Raw genomic sequence first — 18,515 nt, forward strand, 5'->3', positions numbered from 1 at the left:
GCGCTTTGATGTTTGTATAACATAAAATTGAATATCATGAAAACTAAGAAGAAACTAAGTCTGAAAAAAATGAATATTTCACAGCTTAACAATGTGAAAGGAGGAAACATTAATACGGGAAACAATAATACCTTTACAGATATGTCGGATAGCCTACGCATAGACTGTTATCCCAGTGGTCTGACATATCAATATTGTAATAATACGATTCCTGTTAATAGTTTGCCAACAGTATGTGGGTCATAACTATGTAACTAGTCATTTTCTTAATTTATTTAAATCGTCTGGAATTCATTTTCCAGACGATTTTTTATTTATAAATGAATATAAAACTATTTCATTAAGGAATTTCTATACTTAATCATTTCTAGATTTCTTTTTTAAGACAAACAAAATCGGAATTCTGGAATTTCGATCGAAATTCTGGAATCCCCAAGATGATCCTTTGCTTTCAACTTCTTTGTTACCATATGTTTGTGCCATCAAAGCGCATTGATGAAAAATAAGTTTAATAATTAAAATTTACACAAATGAGAAATTTAAAATTAGAAGAAGTACAAGAAGTAAACGGAGCAGGATGGTTAGGTGATCTTTGGGATGATGCAAGAAGAATTATTAATGAACTTCCTGATGCATATCAAGATGCAATTAATGCGACTACTGATATGATGTGTACAGCAACTGGAAATTGTTAATTTCTTGAAAAGAAAGATTTTCATACGGATTCTTTATAAAGGGATCCGTATGTAATCTTTTGCATAATTAGTAAAACGAACACCCTACCCAACCTACTTCTATATAATAGTTTGAAGAAGTAATTTTAATAACATAAATCATGAAAAATAAACGAAAAAAACTGGATTTAAAGAAATGTACCATTACTAGTCTCGAAATGAGAAAAGTAAATGGAGGGGTTGTTGATTCTTGTCTGCCTACATGTAATACACACCCAACTACCCCAACAGATAGTCCTACAGGTCAATCTAATATGCTTATGAGATGCGAGGTTATAACGAGACCTAACGTATAAAATCAAGTTTATAAGGTTTTAGGTGATTTTTTTTAAATAATTTCTCCGCTTCGATAGCATTCATAGATATCCTTTGCTTATAAAAAAACGAAATTCACGAATATCGATCGATATTCGTGAATACTCAGTATATCCTTTTGTAGCCAACTTCCTTCTTACTCTATGTTTGTAGTATCAAGCGCTTTGATGATAAAATTAAGTTTAACAATTAAAATTATCAAAATGAGAAATTTAAAATTGAATGAGATTACAAATGTGTCAGGAGGTATCCTTCCTGCCGTTGTTGGAGCCATTGTTGCTGTTGCTGGTGTTCTTACTGCGGGTCATGCTGTTGGTGAAATCATTGGAGAAGCGGCTCAAAGAGAGCATGAAGCCAATCACCAATGTAGTAGTACAGACTAATATTAAAAACAAAGTTTAACAATTTAAAAATTTACACAAATGAGAGATTTAAAATTTAATGAAGTACAAGCGGTAAGTGGAGGAGTAGTACCTGTTATTGTAGGTATTGTTTTGGTTGATTTGTTTTTAATTGGTGTTACTGCCGGAATGGCTTCAGGAGCCGAAGATCAAGCATCTGAATCTGGACATAATGACCAATGTAGCGCAGATTAACTAATGCTTATAAACAAACTATTCACACTCTAGTGAATAGTTTGTTGCATTTATAAGTAACTAAGAGTATAACCAAATACATGAATCATGAGTTCATCATTATTTCGTAAAGAAGCTATAAAGAACAATACACAAAGATTATTGGGAGAAGTCCTATTAATACGACCTATATCCTTTTGGATATTTACTGTTTCTATAATGTTAGTGGTGGCGATGGTGGGAGCTCTATTATTATTTGGTAAGTTTGCCCGCCGCGAGACCGTGGCGGGTTACCTGGTGCCAGATAAAGGATTGGTACGCGTATATGCCCCTTTTAATGGTATTATCGATCAAAAATATATCACAGACGGACAAAAAGTAACCAAGGGACAAAACCTTTTAGAAGTGACTACCGAAAGAGGAACAAAAGATAGTCTTAGTATCAACCAACAACTAATTACTCGTTTAGAAGAACAAAAAGCAAATCTGGAACAACGAATAATAGATGAAACTCAGGTTCTGGATAGTGAAAGTAACCGTTTAACTGTAATTCTCGCAAATCATAATAGCGAATATTATCAAATAAGACAACAATTACAAAGTCAAGGTGAACAACTTCAACTCATAAAAAATCAATGGGAAAGATATAAAACACTTAGAGAAAAAGGGCTTGTATCTGAGGATGAACTTTTAATAAAAAGAAATGCCTATTTTAATGCTAAAACAGGCATAGATGCTACAAAGCGATTACAAATAAACAAGCAAACAGAGATTGCAAATATTCAAAAACAATTAGAACAATCACCATTGCGAAAAAGTAATCGATTGCAAGAACTACAACAGCAATTCGGGCAATTAGAGGAACGTCTTATAGAACTTAGTAATAGCCGGTCCTATATGATTAAGGCACCTGTTAATGGCCATATAACCTCTACTCAGGTTAATATAGGACAAAACGTTTCTTCTGCAATTCCTATATTAACAGTGATACCTGAAAATACCATTTTGCATGCAGAGTTGTTTTTACCGTCAAGAGCCATTGGATTTGTAAAAAAAGATCAAACTGTGCTAATGCGATACGATGCTTTTCCTTATCAACGGTATGGGTTATATGAGGGTAAGATTGTACAAATCGCAGAAGCTGTTATTCATCCCAACGAGGCTTCAATACCTGTAGCAATGCAAGAACCCGTATATCGAATAAAAGTTGCTTTGGATGTTCAAAACATTAATGCATATGGAAAGAAAATGAGATTGCAGTCGGGTATGTCTGTTGCTGCAGACATTATTCTCGAAGAACGAAGTTTAGGAGAATGGCTTTTGGAGCCTATTTATAGTTTAAAAGGAAAAATATAAACATATGGAGAATCCAGTAAGTTTATTAAACTTTGGTAAAAGAAAACGATTGCCAACAGTCATACAAACAGAGGTAGCAGAATGTGGATTGGCTTCTGTAGCCATGGTTGCCAACTATTTTGGGCATAAGGTGGATCTAAATGCGTTACGTCGCAAGTATTCAATCTCCTCCAAGGGTGCTACTTTGCAAGGTCTAATAAAACTGGCAGACAGTCTGCATCTTAGTTCAAGGCCATTGCGTTTAGAATTGGAAGAGTTGTCACAGTTAAAAAAACCGTGTATACTGCATTGGGATCTGAATCATTTTGTAGTACTTAAATCGGTAAAAGGAAATAACATTACCATTCATGATCCCGCCGTTGGGGTAAGAACCTTAAAGTTGGATGAGGTTTCAAAACATTTCACAGGGGTGGCTCTGGAATTAACACCTACTGCAGAGTTTATACCCGAAAAAATAGCCAAAAAAGCAAAATTATCAGATTTCTGGACCAGAATAACAGGGTTGAAGGGAGCTCTTGGACAAATTTTGATACTCTCTTTGTTATTGCAAGTATTCGCTATTGCCAGTCCTTTTTATATGCAGTTAGTGGTAGATGATGTGATAATTAGTCGTGATCTGGATTTACTTCTTATCTTGGCGTTGGGCTTTGGTTTAATGAAATTGGTAAATCTAGCTGTTACAGCATTACGCGGAGTTGTAATTCTATATATGGGGACACAACTTAATGTCCAAATGGCCGCAAATCTGCTTCGACATTTACTTAAGTTACCTATGGGTTATTTCGAAAAAAGACATATAGGCGATATTATTTCCAGATTCAGATCTCTGGAAGATGTAAAACAACTACTCACTACGGGTCTTATTGAAACAATCGTAGACGGAATCATGGCAATAGGTTTATTGATTATGATGTTTATTTACAGCGTTAAGCTAGCTTTGATTGTATCGGTAGCCGTTGTAGTCTATATTCTCATTAGGTTGGTCTTGTATAAACCTTATAGACAATTAACAGAAGAAGCCATTGTAGCCGATGCCAAACAGAATTCTAACTTCATGGAAACGGTTAGAGGAATTCAAAGTGTCAAATTATTTGGTAACGAAAGTCAAAGACAAACCGTTTGGCACAACTATTATGCAGATACCATGAATGCTGGCATACGTATAGGAAAATTGGAAATTGGATATAATGCAATTAATGGATTTTTGTTTGGGTTGGAAAACATTATTGTGATTTACCTGGCAGCTTCATTAGTCATAGACAGCTTAATGACGATAGGTATGTTATATGCTTTTATGTCTTACAAAAGACAGTTTACAGAAAAAGCTTCAGCTTTGGTAAACAAGTTTATACAATTCAAGATGCTTTCGTTGCATATGGAACGTTTGGGAGATATTATTCTTACCCAGCCCGAAAAAGATATAGAGAGTCAGCGCCAATTACCACAAGTAAAGGGGGAATTGAGCTTAGAAAACATTAGTTTTCGATATTCAGATAACGAGCCCTACCTATTTCAAAACCTTGACTTTAAGATAGAGCAGGGGAGTTCAGTAGCTATAATTGGAGCTTCTGGTTGTGGAAAGACTACATTAATGAAGATTATGTTGGGTTTATTAAAACCAGAGACCGGAGGCATTTTTATTGATGGATACGATATAAGAAAAGTAGGACTACGAATCTATAGAAATGAGATTGGTACCGTGATGCAAAGTGATCAACTATTATCTGGTAGTATAGCTGATAATATTTGCTTCTTTGATCCAGAGTTTGATCAACAATGGATTGAGTCCTGTGCGCAAATGGCGGCGATACACCAAGATATTATCCAAATGCCAATGGGGTATCATACATTAATAGGAGATATGGGAAGTAGTTTATCTGGTGGACAAAAGCAGCGTTTGTTACTGGCAAGGGCATTATACAAAAGACCAAAAATATTGTTTTTGGACGAAGCTACATCTCATCTAGATGTGGGGTTAGAGTCTGTAGTAAATGAAACCGTAAAAAAATTAAATATTACCAGAATCATTATTGCGCATAGACCCGATACCATTGCTATGGCAGATCAGGTGGTGGCATTACAAAATGGGCAACTTTCAAAGGTTACTATACCTGGAGTTCAAGCCGTGGCGGTATAATATTTAAAAAAAGCATCTAAATCATGATTTAGATGCTTTTTTTAAATACAAATTGAGTTAGAGTGCAACTTTCCGTATTTAATTTTAATGTTCATCTAATGTGAAAATTCGATCATTTCTTCGTGTTACAGTAAGAGGGTAGCATGGATTGCTACCACATACAGGATTTACACCACTATCAACACCGATAGTATAAGATCCTCCGGTAAAATGTGTAAGGTTCAATTTAGAAATTTCAAACTTTTCTAATGTAAGTTTTTTAGGGTTAAATGACTTTTTTTTCATTGTGTTGAATTTTTATTATTACTTGTAAGTTTGACAACTAAGGTATGTAAAACCCTTGTGTTCAGGATGTAATTGAGTAATGGATTACACAAAATTCGAGAATTCCGTGTAATTTTTTTATCTGAAGAGTGTTTTAAATAACTAATCCAAATAGTGTAAGTCAGTTATTCTAAATGTCACTTTCTACCTTTGCTAATTGCTTAATATAATACGAAGGTTTAATTTGTACTTGCTTATAAAAAGCCTTAGAAAATGTTTCGGCACTGTTATATCCAAATTCATTGGCTATAGCTTTTATCGTAAATTTTCGCAATAGTACATTTTCCTGCAGCTCTTTTAATGCATAATCAATACGTAACTCATTTACATAGTTAGTGAAGGTCTTGTTTTTATAGTGGTTGATTACCTTGGATAAGTATTTTACATTGGTTTCCATCTCTTGTGCTAATGAGTGAGAGCTTATACCAAGCGTAAGATACCCCCGTTCTTTTTCAAATTCATTAAGCTTTTCTAAAATATAATTAACATGTTTCTCGGGTATATCCTGTGTCTTGGTCTTATCGATGGATAGTTTCTTATTGGTTTGATTATTTTTTGTACTCGTCTTAAGATCTTGGATAAGATTTTCGAATCGCAATCGATATGCTTGTTTTTTTCTATATTGATAATATAAAAGCACTCCCAGAATTAGTAGTAACAAGACCAGGATCCAGATACTTGATAGATAGGTGCTTTTACTTTTATTGAGTTCTTTTATAACGACCTGTTGCTCCTCAAGTAAAAGGGGAATGTCATAATCTTCTTTTACTTTTTTACTAATAGATATCTGATCGTTTAAGTAATTATCAAGAACCGAATTCAGCTTGTTGAGGTATTTATTTTGATTTGGTAAATCATTCTTGTCCTTGTAATAATCTTTTAGATATTCATAGGTTTTAACATGTTTATATTGCGGGATCGAATTTAGTGTTTCTAGTATAGAGTCGGTTTTTATAAAATACCTTATAGCTTTTTCTTTGTTGTTTAAATCATAATACGATTTGCCCAAATAAAAATAACTGTCGATAGCATTAGTTTTACTTCCATACATTGTGGGAAGGGCTTTGTTAATGCTATCAATTGAAGCCCCGTACTCTTTTCTAGTATATTGATTAATTCCTTCACATAATATGAAGTAGGCCTTCATTTTACTTATTGCTGTATCTTTATTTTTAAAAGCTGTTTTGTACCCTAAATTATTATAGTAGGTAGCAGAATCATTTTTCTCAAGACCGATATACGTTTCTGCGATGGCGTGTAATGTATTCAGATACCGGTATTGATGACTATATTCAATCTCTTTGGCATAAAATTTTTCACATTCTTTAAAAATAGCCATAGCTTCTTCCTTTTCATTTAAATGCTCACTTTTTATAGCACCAATATGGTAATCTATTCTGTACAACAAATTCGTATTATCGTTTTCTTTTGCGTATTTACGCGCAGCGTTGAGGTTGTTTAGTGTCTTTTCAATGTTTCTTTCTTGATATAAAAAAAATTGTGCCTTCGAAAAGTAGGCATATGCAGGATAATGTAAATCTTGTTTGTTTTTGGTAACATCTATAATACTATCCAAATATATTATATCATTGTCGACGATATAAAGAAGGTAAAACCCTCTTGCCATTCGTAGCGGTTTTTTTTCTCTTTTTGCTTTTGCCAAGTAACTTTTGGCGATCTGTTTTGTTTTTACAGAATCTGTCTTTTGGTAACGGGCAAAAATATCAATAAGCTCATCATAACTTTTTTGTTGTAAGGTATCTACATAAGTTTGCCCCTCTAGTTTATTCGAAAAAAATAGAAGTAGTAATAAAAAACAGTATATATAGTTTCTTTGCATGATTACTTTATGACGATGAGTTTATTGTAGGTAACTTTTTGTTATTCACAAAAGTAGTATTTTTTATGGGGTGGTCGTAAATGCTCTATGATCCAAATTATGAAAGCAGACTACATAAATGAGATAGAGGAGTTAATATCCTTATTTTTTAGGAAGGTAAATCTGGTATTCTCAATTACATAAGGCTATGCTTAACACAAGTATTATAAATATAAAAACACCACATCCCTTTTTGAGAAATGTGGTGTTTAATATAGTACATGTAATTAATACAAATTTTCTTTTCGCCTATCTAGCATTATTTAAAGGTTATATAACTACATCGGGCCTTCACCTTCTTCAGCGCAACCAAGCCATGAATTTGTGAAACAAACCCCACTTGCACCACCACCATTACCAGTAGTTATTCTATGGATAATTGATACAATACCACCTCCCGAGACATTGCTCATTTCTAATTTGGAAATTTGAAATTTTTTAAGTTCTAATTTTTTGCCCTTGATTTGTTTTTTCATATTCCTGTTTTTTTTAGTTTAAGATTTCTCGGCCAAAGTATACAAAAACTATCATTTACTACTAAGGATAATGATATGACTGCTCGAAATTCTAGAATTTCGAGTTTTTTTTTTAAATTAAGTACTTAGTGGTCAGTATTTTTTTTGTCTTTTTTTGTTTTCTCCAGTTGTTTGATAAAATAGGAAGGTTTGATGCCCACTTGTCGATAAAAAGCATTAGAAAATGTTTCAGCACTACTATAACCCATTTCCTGGGCTATTGCTTTTATGGTGAATTTTTGTAATGTAGTATTCTCTTTTAATTCGTGAACGGCATGATCAATACGCAATTCATTTACATAGTTAGTAAATGTTTTGTTTTTGAAATGATTAATTACTCTGGATAAATATTTCACATTGGTTTCAATATCATCGGCCAATGATTGAGAACTTAAACCAACGGTAAGGTATTTTCGTTCTTTTTCGAACACATCTAATTTTTCTAAAATGTAATTTACATGTTTCTCGGGTACTTTTAAAACTTTTTCGGTATCAACAGCTTTAGTTGCTTTAACAGGATCGGATTTTGAATTGGTTTTTTGCTCTTCCATTAATTTTTCAAAACGTAATCGGTACCCTTGTTTTTTTCGGTATTGATAGTACACCAGGCTACCAGAGGTTAAGAGCAATAGTGCCAATATGGTAATACTATATAAATAGGTATTGGTATTTTTACTAAGTTGCGTAATTAATACTTGTTGTTCTTCTAATAATAATGGGACATCATAATCCTCTTTAACTTTGGTGCTGATAAAAATTTTGTCATTTAGATAATTGTCAAGCAGAGAGTTTAATTTATCCAGATATTTATTTTGATTTTGTAGATCATTATTAGACTTATAGTAATCCTTTAGGTATTCATATGTTTTTACATGCTTGTATTGTGGAATAGATGTTAAAGTTTCTAGAATTGAATCGGTTTTCTTGAAATAGACAATAGCCGTTTCCTTATCACCCAGATCATAATGAGATTTCCCTAAATAGAAATAACTATCAATGGTATTAGCTTTGTCTCCAACAAGTATCAGTGTTGATACCGCTTTATTGATACTATCGATTGTGGCAGAATATCGTTGTTTGGTATACTGGTTTATCCCTTCGCAAAGAGAAAAATATGCTTTCATCATATTTAAATCTGAACTACTACTAGATGCCTTTTTATATCCCAAATTATTATAAAAAGTTGCGGAGTCCTGTTTTTTCAGACCTATATACGTTTCGGCTAGAACATGTAGCGTAAATAAATACTGGTATTTATGGATTTCTTCGGTTTCTTTAGCATAAAATTGTGCACAATCCTTAAAGATTGATATGGCCTCCTCTTTTTCGTTGAGATGCTCGCTTTTAACAATTCCCATCAAATAGTTTATACCATATAATTGATTTGTGTTATTGTTTGCACTAGCATATTTACGTGCTTCGGTTAGATTATCAATAGTTTTTTCAATATTTCTCTCTTCATATAAAAAATGCTTTGCTCTCAGAAAAAAGACCGAGGCAGGGTGGTCACCGATAGGGTTATTTTTGGTGAAAGAAATAATACTATCATAATATTTAAGCCTGTTTTCAAGGTCTGTTATGTACGAATACTTTAAAAAACCATTCATTAATTTCAGGGTATCTCCTTTTTTCTTGGCTTTTGCAATGTACTCAATGATCGCAATTTCAGCTTTGCTGTTTTCCTTGTTCTTATATTGATTATAAACATTGTAGAGTTCATCAAAACTTTTTCCTTTTATAGAGTCTTTAAAATTTTGTGCATTGGTAATTGAAGAAAAGAGCAGGGCTTTTATAAAAAAGCAATAAACAAAAACTTTGTACATAATGGGTATTTATGAAAAGAATTATTTTAGGTCGATTAGTTGTTGCTAATCGCAAAAGTAGTGTTATTTTTATAAGTTGAAATTTATGTTCAAATAATATACCGTTTTATTATAATTACAATTAATGAAAATAGACCTTAGAAGCGATACAGTTACCAAACCCACGCCAGAAATGCTGGAAGCTATGATGACTGCCAAAGTGGGGGATGATGTTTATAAAGAAGATCCTACCGTAAATGCTTTAGAAAGTAAGCTTGCGGCTATGTTTGGTAAAGATGCGGCGTTGTTTTTCCCTTCGGGAAGTATGGCCAATCAAGCTGCCATAAAATTGCATACACAACCAGGAGAACAGCTTATTGCCGATCAATATGCACATGTTTACAATTATGAAGGAGGAGGTGTTTCTTTTAATAGTGGAGTTTCATGTAAGTTAATAGAAGGTAATCGAGGTATGATTACAGCAAAACAAGTGGAAACTTCTATAAATCCACCCGATTTTTATCATAGCCCGTTAACCAGTCTGGTTTGTGTTGAAAATACTACCAACAAGGGGGGTGGAGCATGTTATGATTTCGAGGAAATAAAAAGAATTAGAAAAGTTTGTGATGCCCATAATCTGGGATACCATCTTGACGGTGCACGATTATGGAATGCATTGGTAGCAAAAGGAGAAACGGCCAAACAATACGGAGAAGTATTTGATACCATTTCGGTATGTTTAAGTAAGGGATTGGGCGCACCAATAGGATCGGTATTGATGGGGAATAAGGAAATCATGCAAAATGCTATACGAGTAAGAAAGATATTGGGTGGCGGAATGAGACAAGTTGGCTATTTGGCTGCAGCCGGGGTTTATGCTATCGAAAATCATATCGATCGACTTGCAGAAGATCATAAAAGAGCCCAAGAGATTGGTGATGTATTGCTAACATTGCCTTTTGTGAAAAAAGTAGAACACATAGATACCAATATTGTGATATTTACGATAGAAGGAGATGAAGAAAGATTTATTTCAGAAATGGGAGCCAGAGATATTCATTTCTATGGTATGGGGCAAGGCAAGTTACGATTTGTAACACATTTGGACTATACTCAAAAAATGCATGAGTATTTTTTGGAAGTACTAATGTCTTTTAAAACAAAAAAAGCTGTTCAACGCATATGAACAGCTTTAAGGTTTATTATAAATTATACACTTAAAAAATTATACTTCTTTTGTATCGGCTCCTGGAGCATTTTCTTTAACAGAGTTAATTCCATTTTCCATACCAGACTCAGAAGAATACATTTGACTACTACCTATTACTTGTCCGTTTCCAGCTTTTAGGTTAAAGTAGAACTTACCATTTTTTGCGGTTTTACGTTCATATCTACCATCGTCTGACGCATTTTTCTTAACTGAAGCAATCCCGTTTTCGGCAGCGGCCTTACTATTGTAAACTTCGCTGCTTAAGATTACTTGCCCGTTTTTTGCTTTTAACGTAAAATGAAAGCTAGCCCCTTCCTTATTTTTGAGTTCAAACATATTGTCAGTTTTTTAGTTAATTTTTTTGATTATGTTAAAAATATATAATTAATAGCAGAAAGAAAAATGAATTGCATTTAACCTTCTCTTTTATATTGAAACTCTACACATTTTTAAAAAGCAATACACATATTTTATTAACAAAGAATCTTCTGCATCGTTATGGTTTTCCGTAATAATAATGCGCAGTAACAGGGCGAATTGGTGTATGATAAAATACATAGTTGTCGGTTTCAATGTGTTTTATCGAAAAAAAAAACATGTTATCGAAAAAAACAAAATTGTTAGCCTTTCAAAATATGATTGCCAGTATGCTTTGGGCTAATTTTACTTTAATAATAATGTTAAATTTTTACACATAAAACCATCAACTATGAGAAAAATTATATTAGGAGCATTTCTTATATTGCTCATTGCAAACGTTAATGCACAACAAGATCTTCCACAAAACCCAGAACCAGGAAAATGTTATGTAAGGTGTACTACGCCAGATGTTTATGAGAATCAAACTGTAAAGGTAATGATTACACCAGAATACAGAAAGCTTAAAACGTATCCAGCAACCTATGAAACGGTAACTGAAAAAGTGGTCGTTAAAGAAGCATCCAAAAAATTAACTGTGATTCCGGCAAAGTACAAAACAACAACTGTTACTTTTGTTAAAAAGCAAAGAGCTTCAACACTAAAAGTGATCCCTGCAAAATTAGCTAATGGATCTGAAACAGTAGAAATCAAACCGGCGTATGCTCAATGGGAATTGGGAGCACCAGCACCAGATTGTGCGTCTAGTAATCCCGATGATTGTAGATATTGGTGTTATAAAGGATATCCAGCTGAATTTACGACCGTATCTACCAAAACTTTGGCATCCGACGCTTCTACACAAAGTTCTGCTATAGCAGAACAAACAGGTACATTTACAAAAAGAGTCTTAGTAGAACCAGCGAGAGTAGTAGAAGAGGAGATTCCTGCAGAATATGGAACAGTAACAAAAACGGTTTTGGTTAAAGATGCATACACTGAAGAAGTTGTAGTGCCAGCTACTTATAAAGAAGTATCCAAAGAAGTGTTATCTCAAAAAGGAGGATTAACCACATGGAAAGAAGTAGAGTGCTCGTTGGTTGAGTATTCCGCCTTACCAATCAATTGGAATTTGGGAAGTGCCACTTTAACAGCACAGGCCAAGAGCATAATCGATACTCGATTAATGCCTGTGCTAGCAAACAACCCAGGAACTAAAATGGAAATAGCTTCTCATACAGACTCAAGAGGATCTAGAACCAGTAATAAGGACCTTTCTGATAGAAGAGCTCAAGCGGTAGTTACTTATTTAATTTCGAAAGGTGTAAACGGAAGCCGATTGGTAGCTAATGGATACGGAGAAACGAGGCTTAAAAATCGATGTGCAGATGGCGTAACTTGTACAGAAAGACAACATGCTGCAAACAGAAGGACAGAATTTAGATTAATTCAGTAATTCAAACAAAACCAACTACTATATAAAAAAGCCCGATAATAATTATCGGGCTTTTTTTATTTGGTAAACTTGCTTAATAAGTCAAAATGATAACTAGGGTCTCTTAAAGAACTATAACCTGAAATTTGATCAAGAATTTTACCTTTATGATTTATCATAAAAATTAAAGGAAAAGTCTTTGCTTTATTATAAAGATCTAAAACTTTATAGTTTTCAATTTTTTGTTTTTCAGTTAGTAAATCTTGATCCCGGGGAATATCGATATATAAAAAAACGAAAGAGTTTTTGTACTTGCTAAATTTGTAACTCCCAAAAAAATCTTCTTTTAGCATCATACATGGTCTGCACCAATCACTTCCTGTAAAATACAAAACAATGGTTTTATTTTCTTTTTTAGCAATTTCTTTGGCTTCCGTCAGATCATAAACCCAAAAGGATTCTTTTTCTTCTTGAGAAAAAACTACCAAATTTGAAAGAAATAAAAACAAAAAGATGTATCTGTATTTCATAGCACTACCAGTTTTGTATAAAATATACCAATAACTATTCCATAAATTTTCCTAACCCTGGAATATTGGGCATTCCTTCTTTTGCAGCGGCAGCCAATTCACTTTCATTTACTTGTGTAGCTTTAGTTATAGCTTTGTTCAGTGTTAAAACTAAATAATCTTCCAATTGTTCTTTATCCTGTAACAACTCGTCTGCAATAGTTATACTTTTAACTTCTCTATTCGCTGTAAGGGTTACTTTGAGTAAATTGTCAGAGCTATTTTCGTCTATCAAAACAGTATCTAACCTTTTTTTTGTATCCTCAACTTTTTTCTGAGCTTCCTTGAGTTTTCCCATCATTCCCATCATATCTCCAAACATGGCATATCTATTTTTAAAATTAATAAAGCAAAATTACCATTTTGTAAATTATATGCCAAAGGAAGGTCATTAAATGAATAAGAACCATGAAGGCAAGTTGATATTAGTTAAGGCTAAAAAAATAAGAAATAGATGCAAACTCTATGTGTTATATTCTAAGTTTCAATTACTTTTGCAACTTCACATAAAAATAATTAAGAAAAGCATTGGAAACAAAAGTTCAATACCCGATAGCCAACATAAAAACAACTAATCTTGAAAAACATGGAGATGTTAGAGCCGATGATTATTTTTGGCTAAATGATCGTGAGGATCCCCAGGTTATTGATTATCTGAAGCATGAAAATGAGTATAATGATAGAATGACCGCTCATACAAAGGACTTTCGGTCTTCTCTTTTTGAAGAAATGAAGGCAAGAATTAAAGAAGACGATGCTTCGGTACCATATAAATTGAATGGATATTGGTACATTACCAGATTTGAAAAGGGTAAAGATTATCCTATATATTCCCGAAAAAAAGAAACTTTAGAGGCTAAAGAAGAAATACTTTTTGATTGCAATAAGGAAGCCGAAGGGCATAGCTATTATAAAATGGTAGGCCTAAGTGTGAGTCCCGATAACAAATTAATAGCTTTTGGAGTTGATACATTAAGCAGGCGAAAATATACGATACGTATCAAAAATCTCGAAACTGGAGAAATCTATCCCGAATCTATTGAAACAACAACAGGAGGCAGCACCTGGGCAGCAGATAGTAAGACACTATTCTATACCCAAAAGGATGAAGAAACTTTAAGGTCTAATAAAATTTACAGACATACTTTAAATACTTCAGTTTCTGAAGACGTTCTTATTTATGATGAGAAGGATGATACGTTTTACACTTTTGTCTATAAAACAAAATCCAAGAAATTTTTGGTCATAGGATCGAGTAGTACGCTAACTACCGAATATAGAATATTAAAGGCAGATGATCCTATGGGTGAATTCAAAGTATTTCAGCCCAGAGTACGAGGTCTGGAATATGGTATTGCCCATTATAACGGTGATTTTTACATATTAACCAATGCAGATGAGGCCAAGAATTTTAAGGTAATGAAGGTTTCAGAAGGAAATACCCTTAAAGAAAACTGGCAAGAAGTAATTCCGCATCGAAAAGATGTTTTGATCGAGGATATTGAAATCTTTAAGAACTATTTTGTAGTTAGTGAACGAAAAAACGGGCTCAACAAGATTAATATAAAAAAATGGGACGGTTCTGCAGATTATTACCTTCCTTTTGATAATGAAACGTATACAGCTTATGTAAGTACTAATCCAGATTTTAATACCAAAACCCTAAGATATGCTTACAATTCTCTTACCACTCCCAATTCGGTGATCGATTTTGATATGGAAACTAAACAGAAAGAGATCAAAAAAGAGCAAGAAGTCTTAGGGGGACAATTTGATAAAAACAATTACGTTTCAGAAAGAGTTTGGGCCACTGCAGAAGACGGAACCAAAGTTCCAATATCAATGGTGTATAAAAAAGGAATCAAAAAAGATGGAAATAATCCATTACTACAATATGGATATGGCTCTTATGGCTCTACAGTGGATCCTTATTTTTCTTCTGTAAGATTAAGCTTGTTAGATAGAGGTTTTATTTATGCAATCGCACATGTACGGGGTGGTGAGTACCTGGGTAGAGGTTGGTATGAAGATGGAAAACTGCTTAAAAAGAAAAATACCTTTACCGATTTTATTGATTGTTCTAAGTTTTTAATAGAACAAGGCTTTACCTCAAAAGACCATTTGTATGCGATGGGTGGCTCTGCAGGTGGATTGTTAATGGGGGCAATTATAAATATTGCACCCGAAATCTATAATGGGATAATTGCTGCCGTTCCTTTTGTTGATGTAGTAACTACAATGCTTGATGATAGTATTCCTTTAACTACCGGTGAATATGATGAATGGGGAAACCCCAATGAAAAGGAATTTTATGAGTATATGAAATCATATTCACCCTATGATAATGTTATTCCACAAAATTACCCTAATATGCTTGTAACTACAGGTTTACACGACTCTCAAGTGCAGTATTGGGAACCGGCAAAATGGGTAGCCAAACTTAGAGAATTAAAAACAGATGATAATTTGTTACTATTACATACCAATATGGATGCGGGTCACGGAGGGGCTTCAGGAAGGTTTGAAGCTCTTAAAGAAGTAGCCGAAGAATATGCATTTGTTTTGGATTTGGAAGGTATAAAAGAGTAATTAAAAAAATTAATGTAACTTCGTAGCGTTTTTATAGCAATTTGTGACCCCCAAATTTATCTCACAAATTCAAAAAACAACAACCTTATGAAAGAAAATATACAGGCTTATAATAATGTTCTGGAACTTATAGGTAAAACCCCACTTGTAAAGCTGAACAAGATTATGAAAGACTTCCCAGGAAATTATTATGCAAAAATAGAGTCCTTTAATCCTGGGCATTCCACCAAAGATAGAATTGCATTATATATTATCGAGCAAGCAGAGAAAAAAGGAATTCTAAAACCCGGAAGCACTATTATTGAAACTACCAGTGGAAATACAGGTTTTAGTCTTGCAATGGTAAGTGTAATAAAAGGATATGAATGTATCTTGGCGGTAAGTTCTAAATCTTCAAAAGATAAAATAGCAATGCTTAAAAACATGGGGGCAAAAGTTTACGTTTGCCCAGCCCATGTAAGCGCAGATGATCCTAGATCATATTACCAAGTAGCAAAACGATTGCATGAAGAAATAAAGGGATCGGTATACATTAACCAATACTTTAATGAATTAAATATCGATGCACATTATAATTCTACGGGTCCCGAGATTTGGGAACAAACTAACGGAAATCTAACTCATTTTGTTGCATGTTGCGGTACTGGAGGTACTATTTCTGGTACGGCAAGGTATCTAAAGGAAAAGAATAATGACATTAAGGTATTAGGTATTGATGCATATGGTTCTGTGCTTAAAAAATATCACGAAACCAAAGAGTTTGATAGCAATGAAATTTACCCATACCGAATTGAAGGTTTAGGAAAGAATCTTATACCAACCGCAACCGATTTTGAAGCCATAGATAAGTTTGAAAAAGTAAACGATGAGGATAGTGCCCATACCGCTAGAGAGTTGGCAAAAACGGAAGGAATGTTTTTGGGATATACTAGTGGAGCAGCGCTGCAGGGAATCAAGCAATTGGCGGCCCAGGGTGAATTTGATGAAAACAGCAATGTAATCGTTATTTTACCCGATCATGGTTCCAGATATATGAGTAAAGTATTTAGTGATGATTGGATGATGGAACAAGGCTTTTTTGACAGTCAGCATGAAGCAGATGCGACCAAAGTTCAATTCATCAAATAAGAAAAATAATAAACATCTTTTAAAGCATCCTAAACCGTTTTAGGATGCTTTTTTATGCAGTTTTTGGCAGAGTACAGTTCATACACTTAATTGTTGATGTCAATAATATTTAATAAATTACAGAAAATCAGTAAAATACTTATGGTTTGAGACGCCTCTAGAGCATTATTTTGTTAAAAAAACGCTTTATAAAAGTGAATTCGAATATTATTATGCCATCAAATCAATTTTCCGTATTTTCGCACACTTAAAAGAAACAATTTTTGATAAATGAGAGATTTATTTGATAAAATTTACAAAGACAAAGGGCCATTAGGAAAGTGGGCAGATCAAGCAGAAGGATATTTTGTTTTTCCTAAATTAGAAGGTCCAATATCAAATAGAATGAGGTTTCAAGGGAGAGAAGTCATTACCTGGAGTATCAACGACTATTTGGGCTTAGCTAATAAAGAAGAAGTTCGTAAAGTAGATGCTGAGGCCGCTGTTGCTTATGGTTCTGCTTATCCTATGGGAGCCAGAATGATGAGTGGTCACACAGATCTTCACGAGCAATTGCAAAATGAACTTGCTGAATTTGTTGATAAAGAAGCGGCTTATTTGTTAAACTTTGGATATCAGGGAATGGTATCTACCATCGATGCTTTGGTTAGCAAAGATGATATTATCGTTTATGATGTTGATGCACATGCTTGTATTATTGATGGTGTAAGGTTACATCAAGGTAAAAGATATACCTATCGTCATAATGATATCGAAAGTATCGATAAAAACTTAATGAGAGCCACCAAAATGGCTGAAAAAACTGGAGGAGGAATCTTATTGATTTCTGAAGGTGTTTTTGGAATGAGGGGAGAACAAGGTCGATTAAAGGAAATTGTGGCTCTTAAGGAAAAATATAACTTTAGATTATTTGTTGATGATGCTCATGGATTTGGTACTTTGGGTGCTACCGGAGCCGGAACAGGTGAGGAGCAAGGAGTTCAAGATCAAATTGATGTGTATTTTGCTACTTTTGCAAAATCTATGGCAAGCACAGGTGCATTTATTGCAGCCGATCAAGAAATTATTGATTATTTAAAATATAATTTACGTTCTCAAATGTTTGCAAAATCTCTACAAATGCAACTTGTAGTAGGTGCCTTAAAACGTTTGGATATGTTGAGAACCATGCCCGAGTTGAAAGCAAAACTTTGGGATAATGTTAATGCATTGCAAAATGGATTAAGAGAAAGAGGTTTTGATTTGGGAACTACTCAGAGTTGTGTAACTCCGGTTTATTTAAAAGGAAGTATTCCTGAGGCTATGGCTTTGGTAAAAGACCTTAGAGAAAATCACGGTATTTTTTGCTCTATAGTTGTATATCCTGTAATCCCTAAAGGTTTAATTCTATTAAGATTGATACCTACCGCATCTCACACTATGGAAGACATAGAAGAAACATTAAATGCTTTTTCTGCAATTAGAGAACGGTTAAACAATGGTACTTATAAGCGTATGTCTGCTTCTGTAGCTGCTGCAATGGGAGAATAAGAATGCGCAATTGAAATATTATATTATTTATAAAAAAACCTCTCAAGATCTTGAGAGGTT

The 18,515-nt window shown here is 33.7% G+C and carries 19 protein-coding genes; 12 read left to right on the forward strand and 7 right to left on the reverse strand.

What is annotated here, in order from left to right:
- Positions 1-36: 36 nt before the first annotated feature.
- The 7 genes from U6A24_RS21235 to U6A24_RS21265 all read left to right on the forward strand — a co-directional run bounded on the left by U6A24_RS21235 (position 37) and on the right by U6A24_RS21265 (position 5,117).
- Complete coding sequence (locus U6A24_RS21235; protein WP_324182034.1) at positions 37-246, forward strand: hypothetical protein; 210 nt, start codon at positions 37-39, stop codon at positions 244-246.
- Positions 247-530: 284 nt separating this feature from the next.
- Complete coding sequence (locus tag U6A24_RS21240; RefSeq protein ID WP_324182035.1) at positions 531-695, forward strand: hypothetical protein; 165 nt, start codon at positions 531-533, stop codon at positions 693-695.
- A gap of 140 nt (positions 696-835) precedes the next feature.
- Positions 836-1,030, forward strand: a complete 195-nt coding sequence (locus U6A24_RS21245) for a hypothetical protein (RefSeq protein WP_324182036.1) — start codon at positions 836-838, stop codon at positions 1,028-1,030.
- A gap of 222 nt (positions 1,031-1,252) precedes the next feature.
- Positions 1,253-1,432, forward strand: coding sequence for a class IIb bacteriocin, lactobin A/cerein 7B family (locus U6A24_RS21250; RefSeq protein WP_324182037.1), 180 nt, complete (start codon positions 1,253-1,255; stop codon positions 1,430-1,432).
- Between the two features lie 39 nt (positions 1,433-1,471).
- On the forward strand, positions 1,472-1,645 hold the full coding sequence (locus tag U6A24_RS21255) for a class IIb bacteriocin, lactobin A/cerein 7B family (protein ID WP_324182038.1): 174 nt from the start codon (positions 1,472-1,474) through the stop codon (positions 1,643-1,645).
- A gap of 87 nt (positions 1,646-1,732) precedes the next feature.
- A complete protein-coding gene (locus U6A24_RS21260; protein ID WP_324182039.1) occupies positions 1,733-2,980 on the forward strand; it encodes an HlyD family secretion protein in 1,248 nt (415 codons plus the stop codon).
- Between the two features lie 4 nt (positions 2,981-2,984).
- Positions 2,985-5,117: a peptidase domain-containing ABC transporter gene (locus U6A24_RS21265; RefSeq protein WP_324182040.1), complete on the forward strand. Its 2,133-nt coding sequence runs from the start codon at positions 2,985-2,987 to the stop codon at positions 5,115-5,117.
- A gap of 84 nt (positions 5,118-5,201) precedes the next feature.
- Here the strand turns inward: U6A24_RS21265 and U6A24_RS21270 are convergent, their stop codons facing one another.
- The 4 genes from U6A24_RS21270 to U6A24_RS21285 all read right to left on the reverse strand — a co-directional run bounded on the left by U6A24_RS21270 (position 5,202) and on the right by U6A24_RS21285 (position 9,658).
- The gene (locus tag U6A24_RS21270) at positions 5,202-5,402 is read right to left on the reverse strand and encodes a hypothetical protein (protein ID WP_324182041.1); all 201 of its coding nucleotides are present in this window, start codon (positions 5,400-5,402) and stop codon (positions 5,202-5,204) included.
- A 169-nt stretch (positions 5,403-5,571) separates the two neighbouring features.
- Positions 5,572-7,281 carry a helix-turn-helix domain-containing protein gene (locus tag U6A24_RS21275; protein ID WP_324182042.1) on the reverse strand — a complete coding sequence of 570 codons (1,710 nt, stop codon included), beginning with the start codon at positions 7,279-7,281 and terminating at the stop codon, positions 5,572-5,574.
- Between the two features lie 317 nt (positions 7,282-7,598).
- Entirely contained in the window at positions 7,599-7,796 is a 198-nt protein-coding gene (locus tag U6A24_RS21280; RefSeq protein WP_324182043.1) for a hypothetical protein, read from the reverse strand.
- Between the two features lie 125 nt (positions 7,797-7,921).
- A complete protein-coding gene (locus tag U6A24_RS21285; RefSeq protein ID WP_324182044.1) occupies positions 7,922-9,658 on the reverse strand; it encodes a helix-turn-helix domain-containing protein in 1,737 nt (578 codons plus the stop codon).
- Positions 9,659-9,782: 124 nt separating this feature from the next.
- On the opposite strand from U6A24_RS21285, the gene U6A24_RS21290 reads away from it, so the two are divergent.
- Positions 9,783-10,823, forward strand: a complete 1,041-nt coding sequence (locus U6A24_RS21290) for a threonine aldolase family protein (protein WP_324182045.1) — start codon at positions 9,783-9,785, stop codon at positions 10,821-10,823.
- A 39-nt stretch (positions 10,824-10,862) separates the two neighbouring features.
- Here the strand turns inward: U6A24_RS21290 and U6A24_RS21295 are convergent, their stop codons facing one another.
- Positions 10,863-11,183, reverse strand: a complete 321-nt coding sequence (locus tag U6A24_RS21295) for a YegP family protein (protein WP_324182046.1) — start codon at positions 11,181-11,183, stop codon at positions 10,863-10,865.
- A 373-nt stretch (positions 11,184-11,556) separates the two neighbouring features.
- Between U6A24_RS21295 and U6A24_RS21300 the strand changes: the two genes are divergently transcribed.
- A complete protein-coding gene (locus U6A24_RS21300; protein ID WP_324182047.1) occupies positions 11,557-12,660 on the forward strand; it encodes an OmpA family protein in 1,104 nt (367 codons plus the stop codon).
- Between the two features lie 56 nt (positions 12,661-12,716).
- Here the strand turns inward: U6A24_RS21300 and U6A24_RS21305 are convergent, their stop codons facing one another.
- Entirely contained in the window at positions 12,717-13,169 is a 453-nt protein-coding gene (locus U6A24_RS21305) for a thioredoxin family protein (protein WP_324182048.1), read from the reverse strand.
- 34 nt (positions 13,170-13,203) lie between these two features.
- Positions 13,204-13,530: a YbaB/EbfC family nucleoid-associated protein gene (locus U6A24_RS21310; protein WP_324182049.1), complete on the reverse strand. Its 327-nt coding sequence runs from the start codon at positions 13,528-13,530 to the stop codon at positions 13,204-13,206.
- A gap of 206 nt (positions 13,531-13,736) precedes the next feature.
- Between U6A24_RS21310 and U6A24_RS21315 the strand changes: the two genes are divergently transcribed.
- The 3 genes from U6A24_RS21315 to U6A24_RS21325 all read left to right on the forward strand — a co-directional run bounded on the left by U6A24_RS21315 (position 13,737) and on the right by U6A24_RS21325 (position 18,455).
- Complete coding sequence (locus tag U6A24_RS21315) at positions 13,737-15,797, forward strand: S9 family peptidase (RefSeq protein ID WP_324182050.1); 2,061 nt, start codon at positions 13,737-13,739, stop codon at positions 15,795-15,797.
- An 87-nt stretch (positions 15,798-15,884) separates the two neighbouring features.
- The gene (locus U6A24_RS21320; protein ID WP_324182051.1) at positions 15,885-16,925 is read left to right on the forward strand and encodes a PLP-dependent cysteine synthase family protein; all 1,041 of its coding nucleotides are present in this window, start codon (positions 15,885-15,887) and stop codon (positions 16,923-16,925) included.
- Positions 16,926-17,195: 270 nt separating this feature from the next.
- Entirely contained in the window at positions 17,196-18,455 is a 1,260-nt protein-coding gene (locus U6A24_RS21325) for an aminotransferase class I/II-fold pyridoxal phosphate-dependent enzyme (protein WP_324182052.1), read from the forward strand.
- The last annotated feature ends 60 nt before the right edge of the window (positions 18,456-18,515 follow it).

Origin of the sequence: Aquimarina gracilis, from assembly GCF_035285365.1 — a bacterium.
In the GTDB taxonomy this organism is placed as follows: Bacteria; Bacteroidota; Bacteroidia; order Flavobacteriales; family Flavobacteriaceae; genus Aquimarina; species Aquimarina gracilis.

Coding starts and splice junctions, on each gene's coding strand:
- U6A24_RS21245 (WP_324182036.1), top strand. CDS start 836: ATGAAAAATAAACGAAAAAAACTGGATTTAAAGAAATGTACCATTACT.
- U6A24_RS21285 (WP_324182044.1), bottom strand. CDS start 9,658: ATGTACAAAGTTTTTGTTTATTGCTTTTTTATAAAAGCCCTGCTCTTT.
- U6A24_RS21265 (WP_324182040.1), top strand. CDS start 2,985: ATGGAGAATCCAGTAAGTTTATTAAACTTTGGTAAAAGAAAACGATTG.
- U6A24_RS21300 (WP_324182047.1), top strand. CDS start 11,557: ATGAGAAAAATTATATTAGGAGCATTTCTTATATTGCTCATTGCAAAC.
- U6A24_RS21270 (WP_324182041.1), bottom strand. CDS start 5,402: ATGAAAAAAAAGTCATTTAACCCTAAAAAACTTACATTAGAAAAGTTT.
- U6A24_RS21320 (WP_324182051.1), top strand. CDS start 15,885: ATGAAAGAAAATATACAGGCTTATAATAATGTTCTGGAACTTATAGGT.
- U6A24_RS21235 (WP_324182034.1), top strand. CDS start 37: ATGAAAACTAAGAAGAAACTAAGTCTGAAAAAAATGAATATTTCACAG.
- U6A24_RS21240 (WP_324182035.1), top strand. CDS start 531: ATGAGAAATTTAAAATTAGAAGAAGTACAAGAAGTAAACGGAGCAGGA.
- U6A24_RS21275 (WP_324182042.1), bottom strand. CDS start 7,281: ATGCAAAGAAACTATATATACTGTTTTTTATTACTACTTCTATTTTTT.
- U6A24_RS21280 (WP_324182043.1), bottom strand. CDS start 7,796: ATGAAAAAACAAATCAAGGGCAAAAAATTAGAACTTAAAAAATTTCAA.
- U6A24_RS21250 (WP_324182037.1), top strand. CDS start 1,253: ATGAGAAATTTAAAATTGAATGAGATTACAAATGTGTCAGGAGGTATC.
- U6A24_RS21310 (WP_324182049.1), bottom strand. CDS start 13,530: ATGTTTGGAGATATGATGGGAATGATGGGAAAACTCAAGGAAGCTCAG.
- U6A24_RS21295 (WP_324182046.1), bottom strand. CDS start 11,183: ATGTTTGAACTCAAAAATAAGGAAGGGGCTAGCTTTCATTTTACGTTA.
- U6A24_RS21305 (WP_324182048.1), bottom strand. CDS start 13,169: ATGAAATACAGATACATCTTTTTGTTTTTATTTCTTTCAAATTTGGTA.
- U6A24_RS21260 (WP_324182039.1), top strand. CDS start 1,733: ATGAGTTCATCATTATTTCGTAAAGAAGCTATAAAGAACAATACACAA.
- U6A24_RS21325 (WP_324182052.1), top strand. CDS start 17,196: ATGAGAGATTTATTTGATAAAATTTACAAAGACAAAGGGCCATTAGGA.
- U6A24_RS21255 (WP_324182038.1), top strand. CDS start 1,472: ATGAGAGATTTAAAATTTAATGAAGTACAAGCGGTAAGTGGAGGAGTA.
- U6A24_RS21290 (WP_324182045.1), top strand. CDS start 9,783: ATGAAAATAGACCTTAGAAGCGATACAGTTACCAAACCCACGCCAGAA.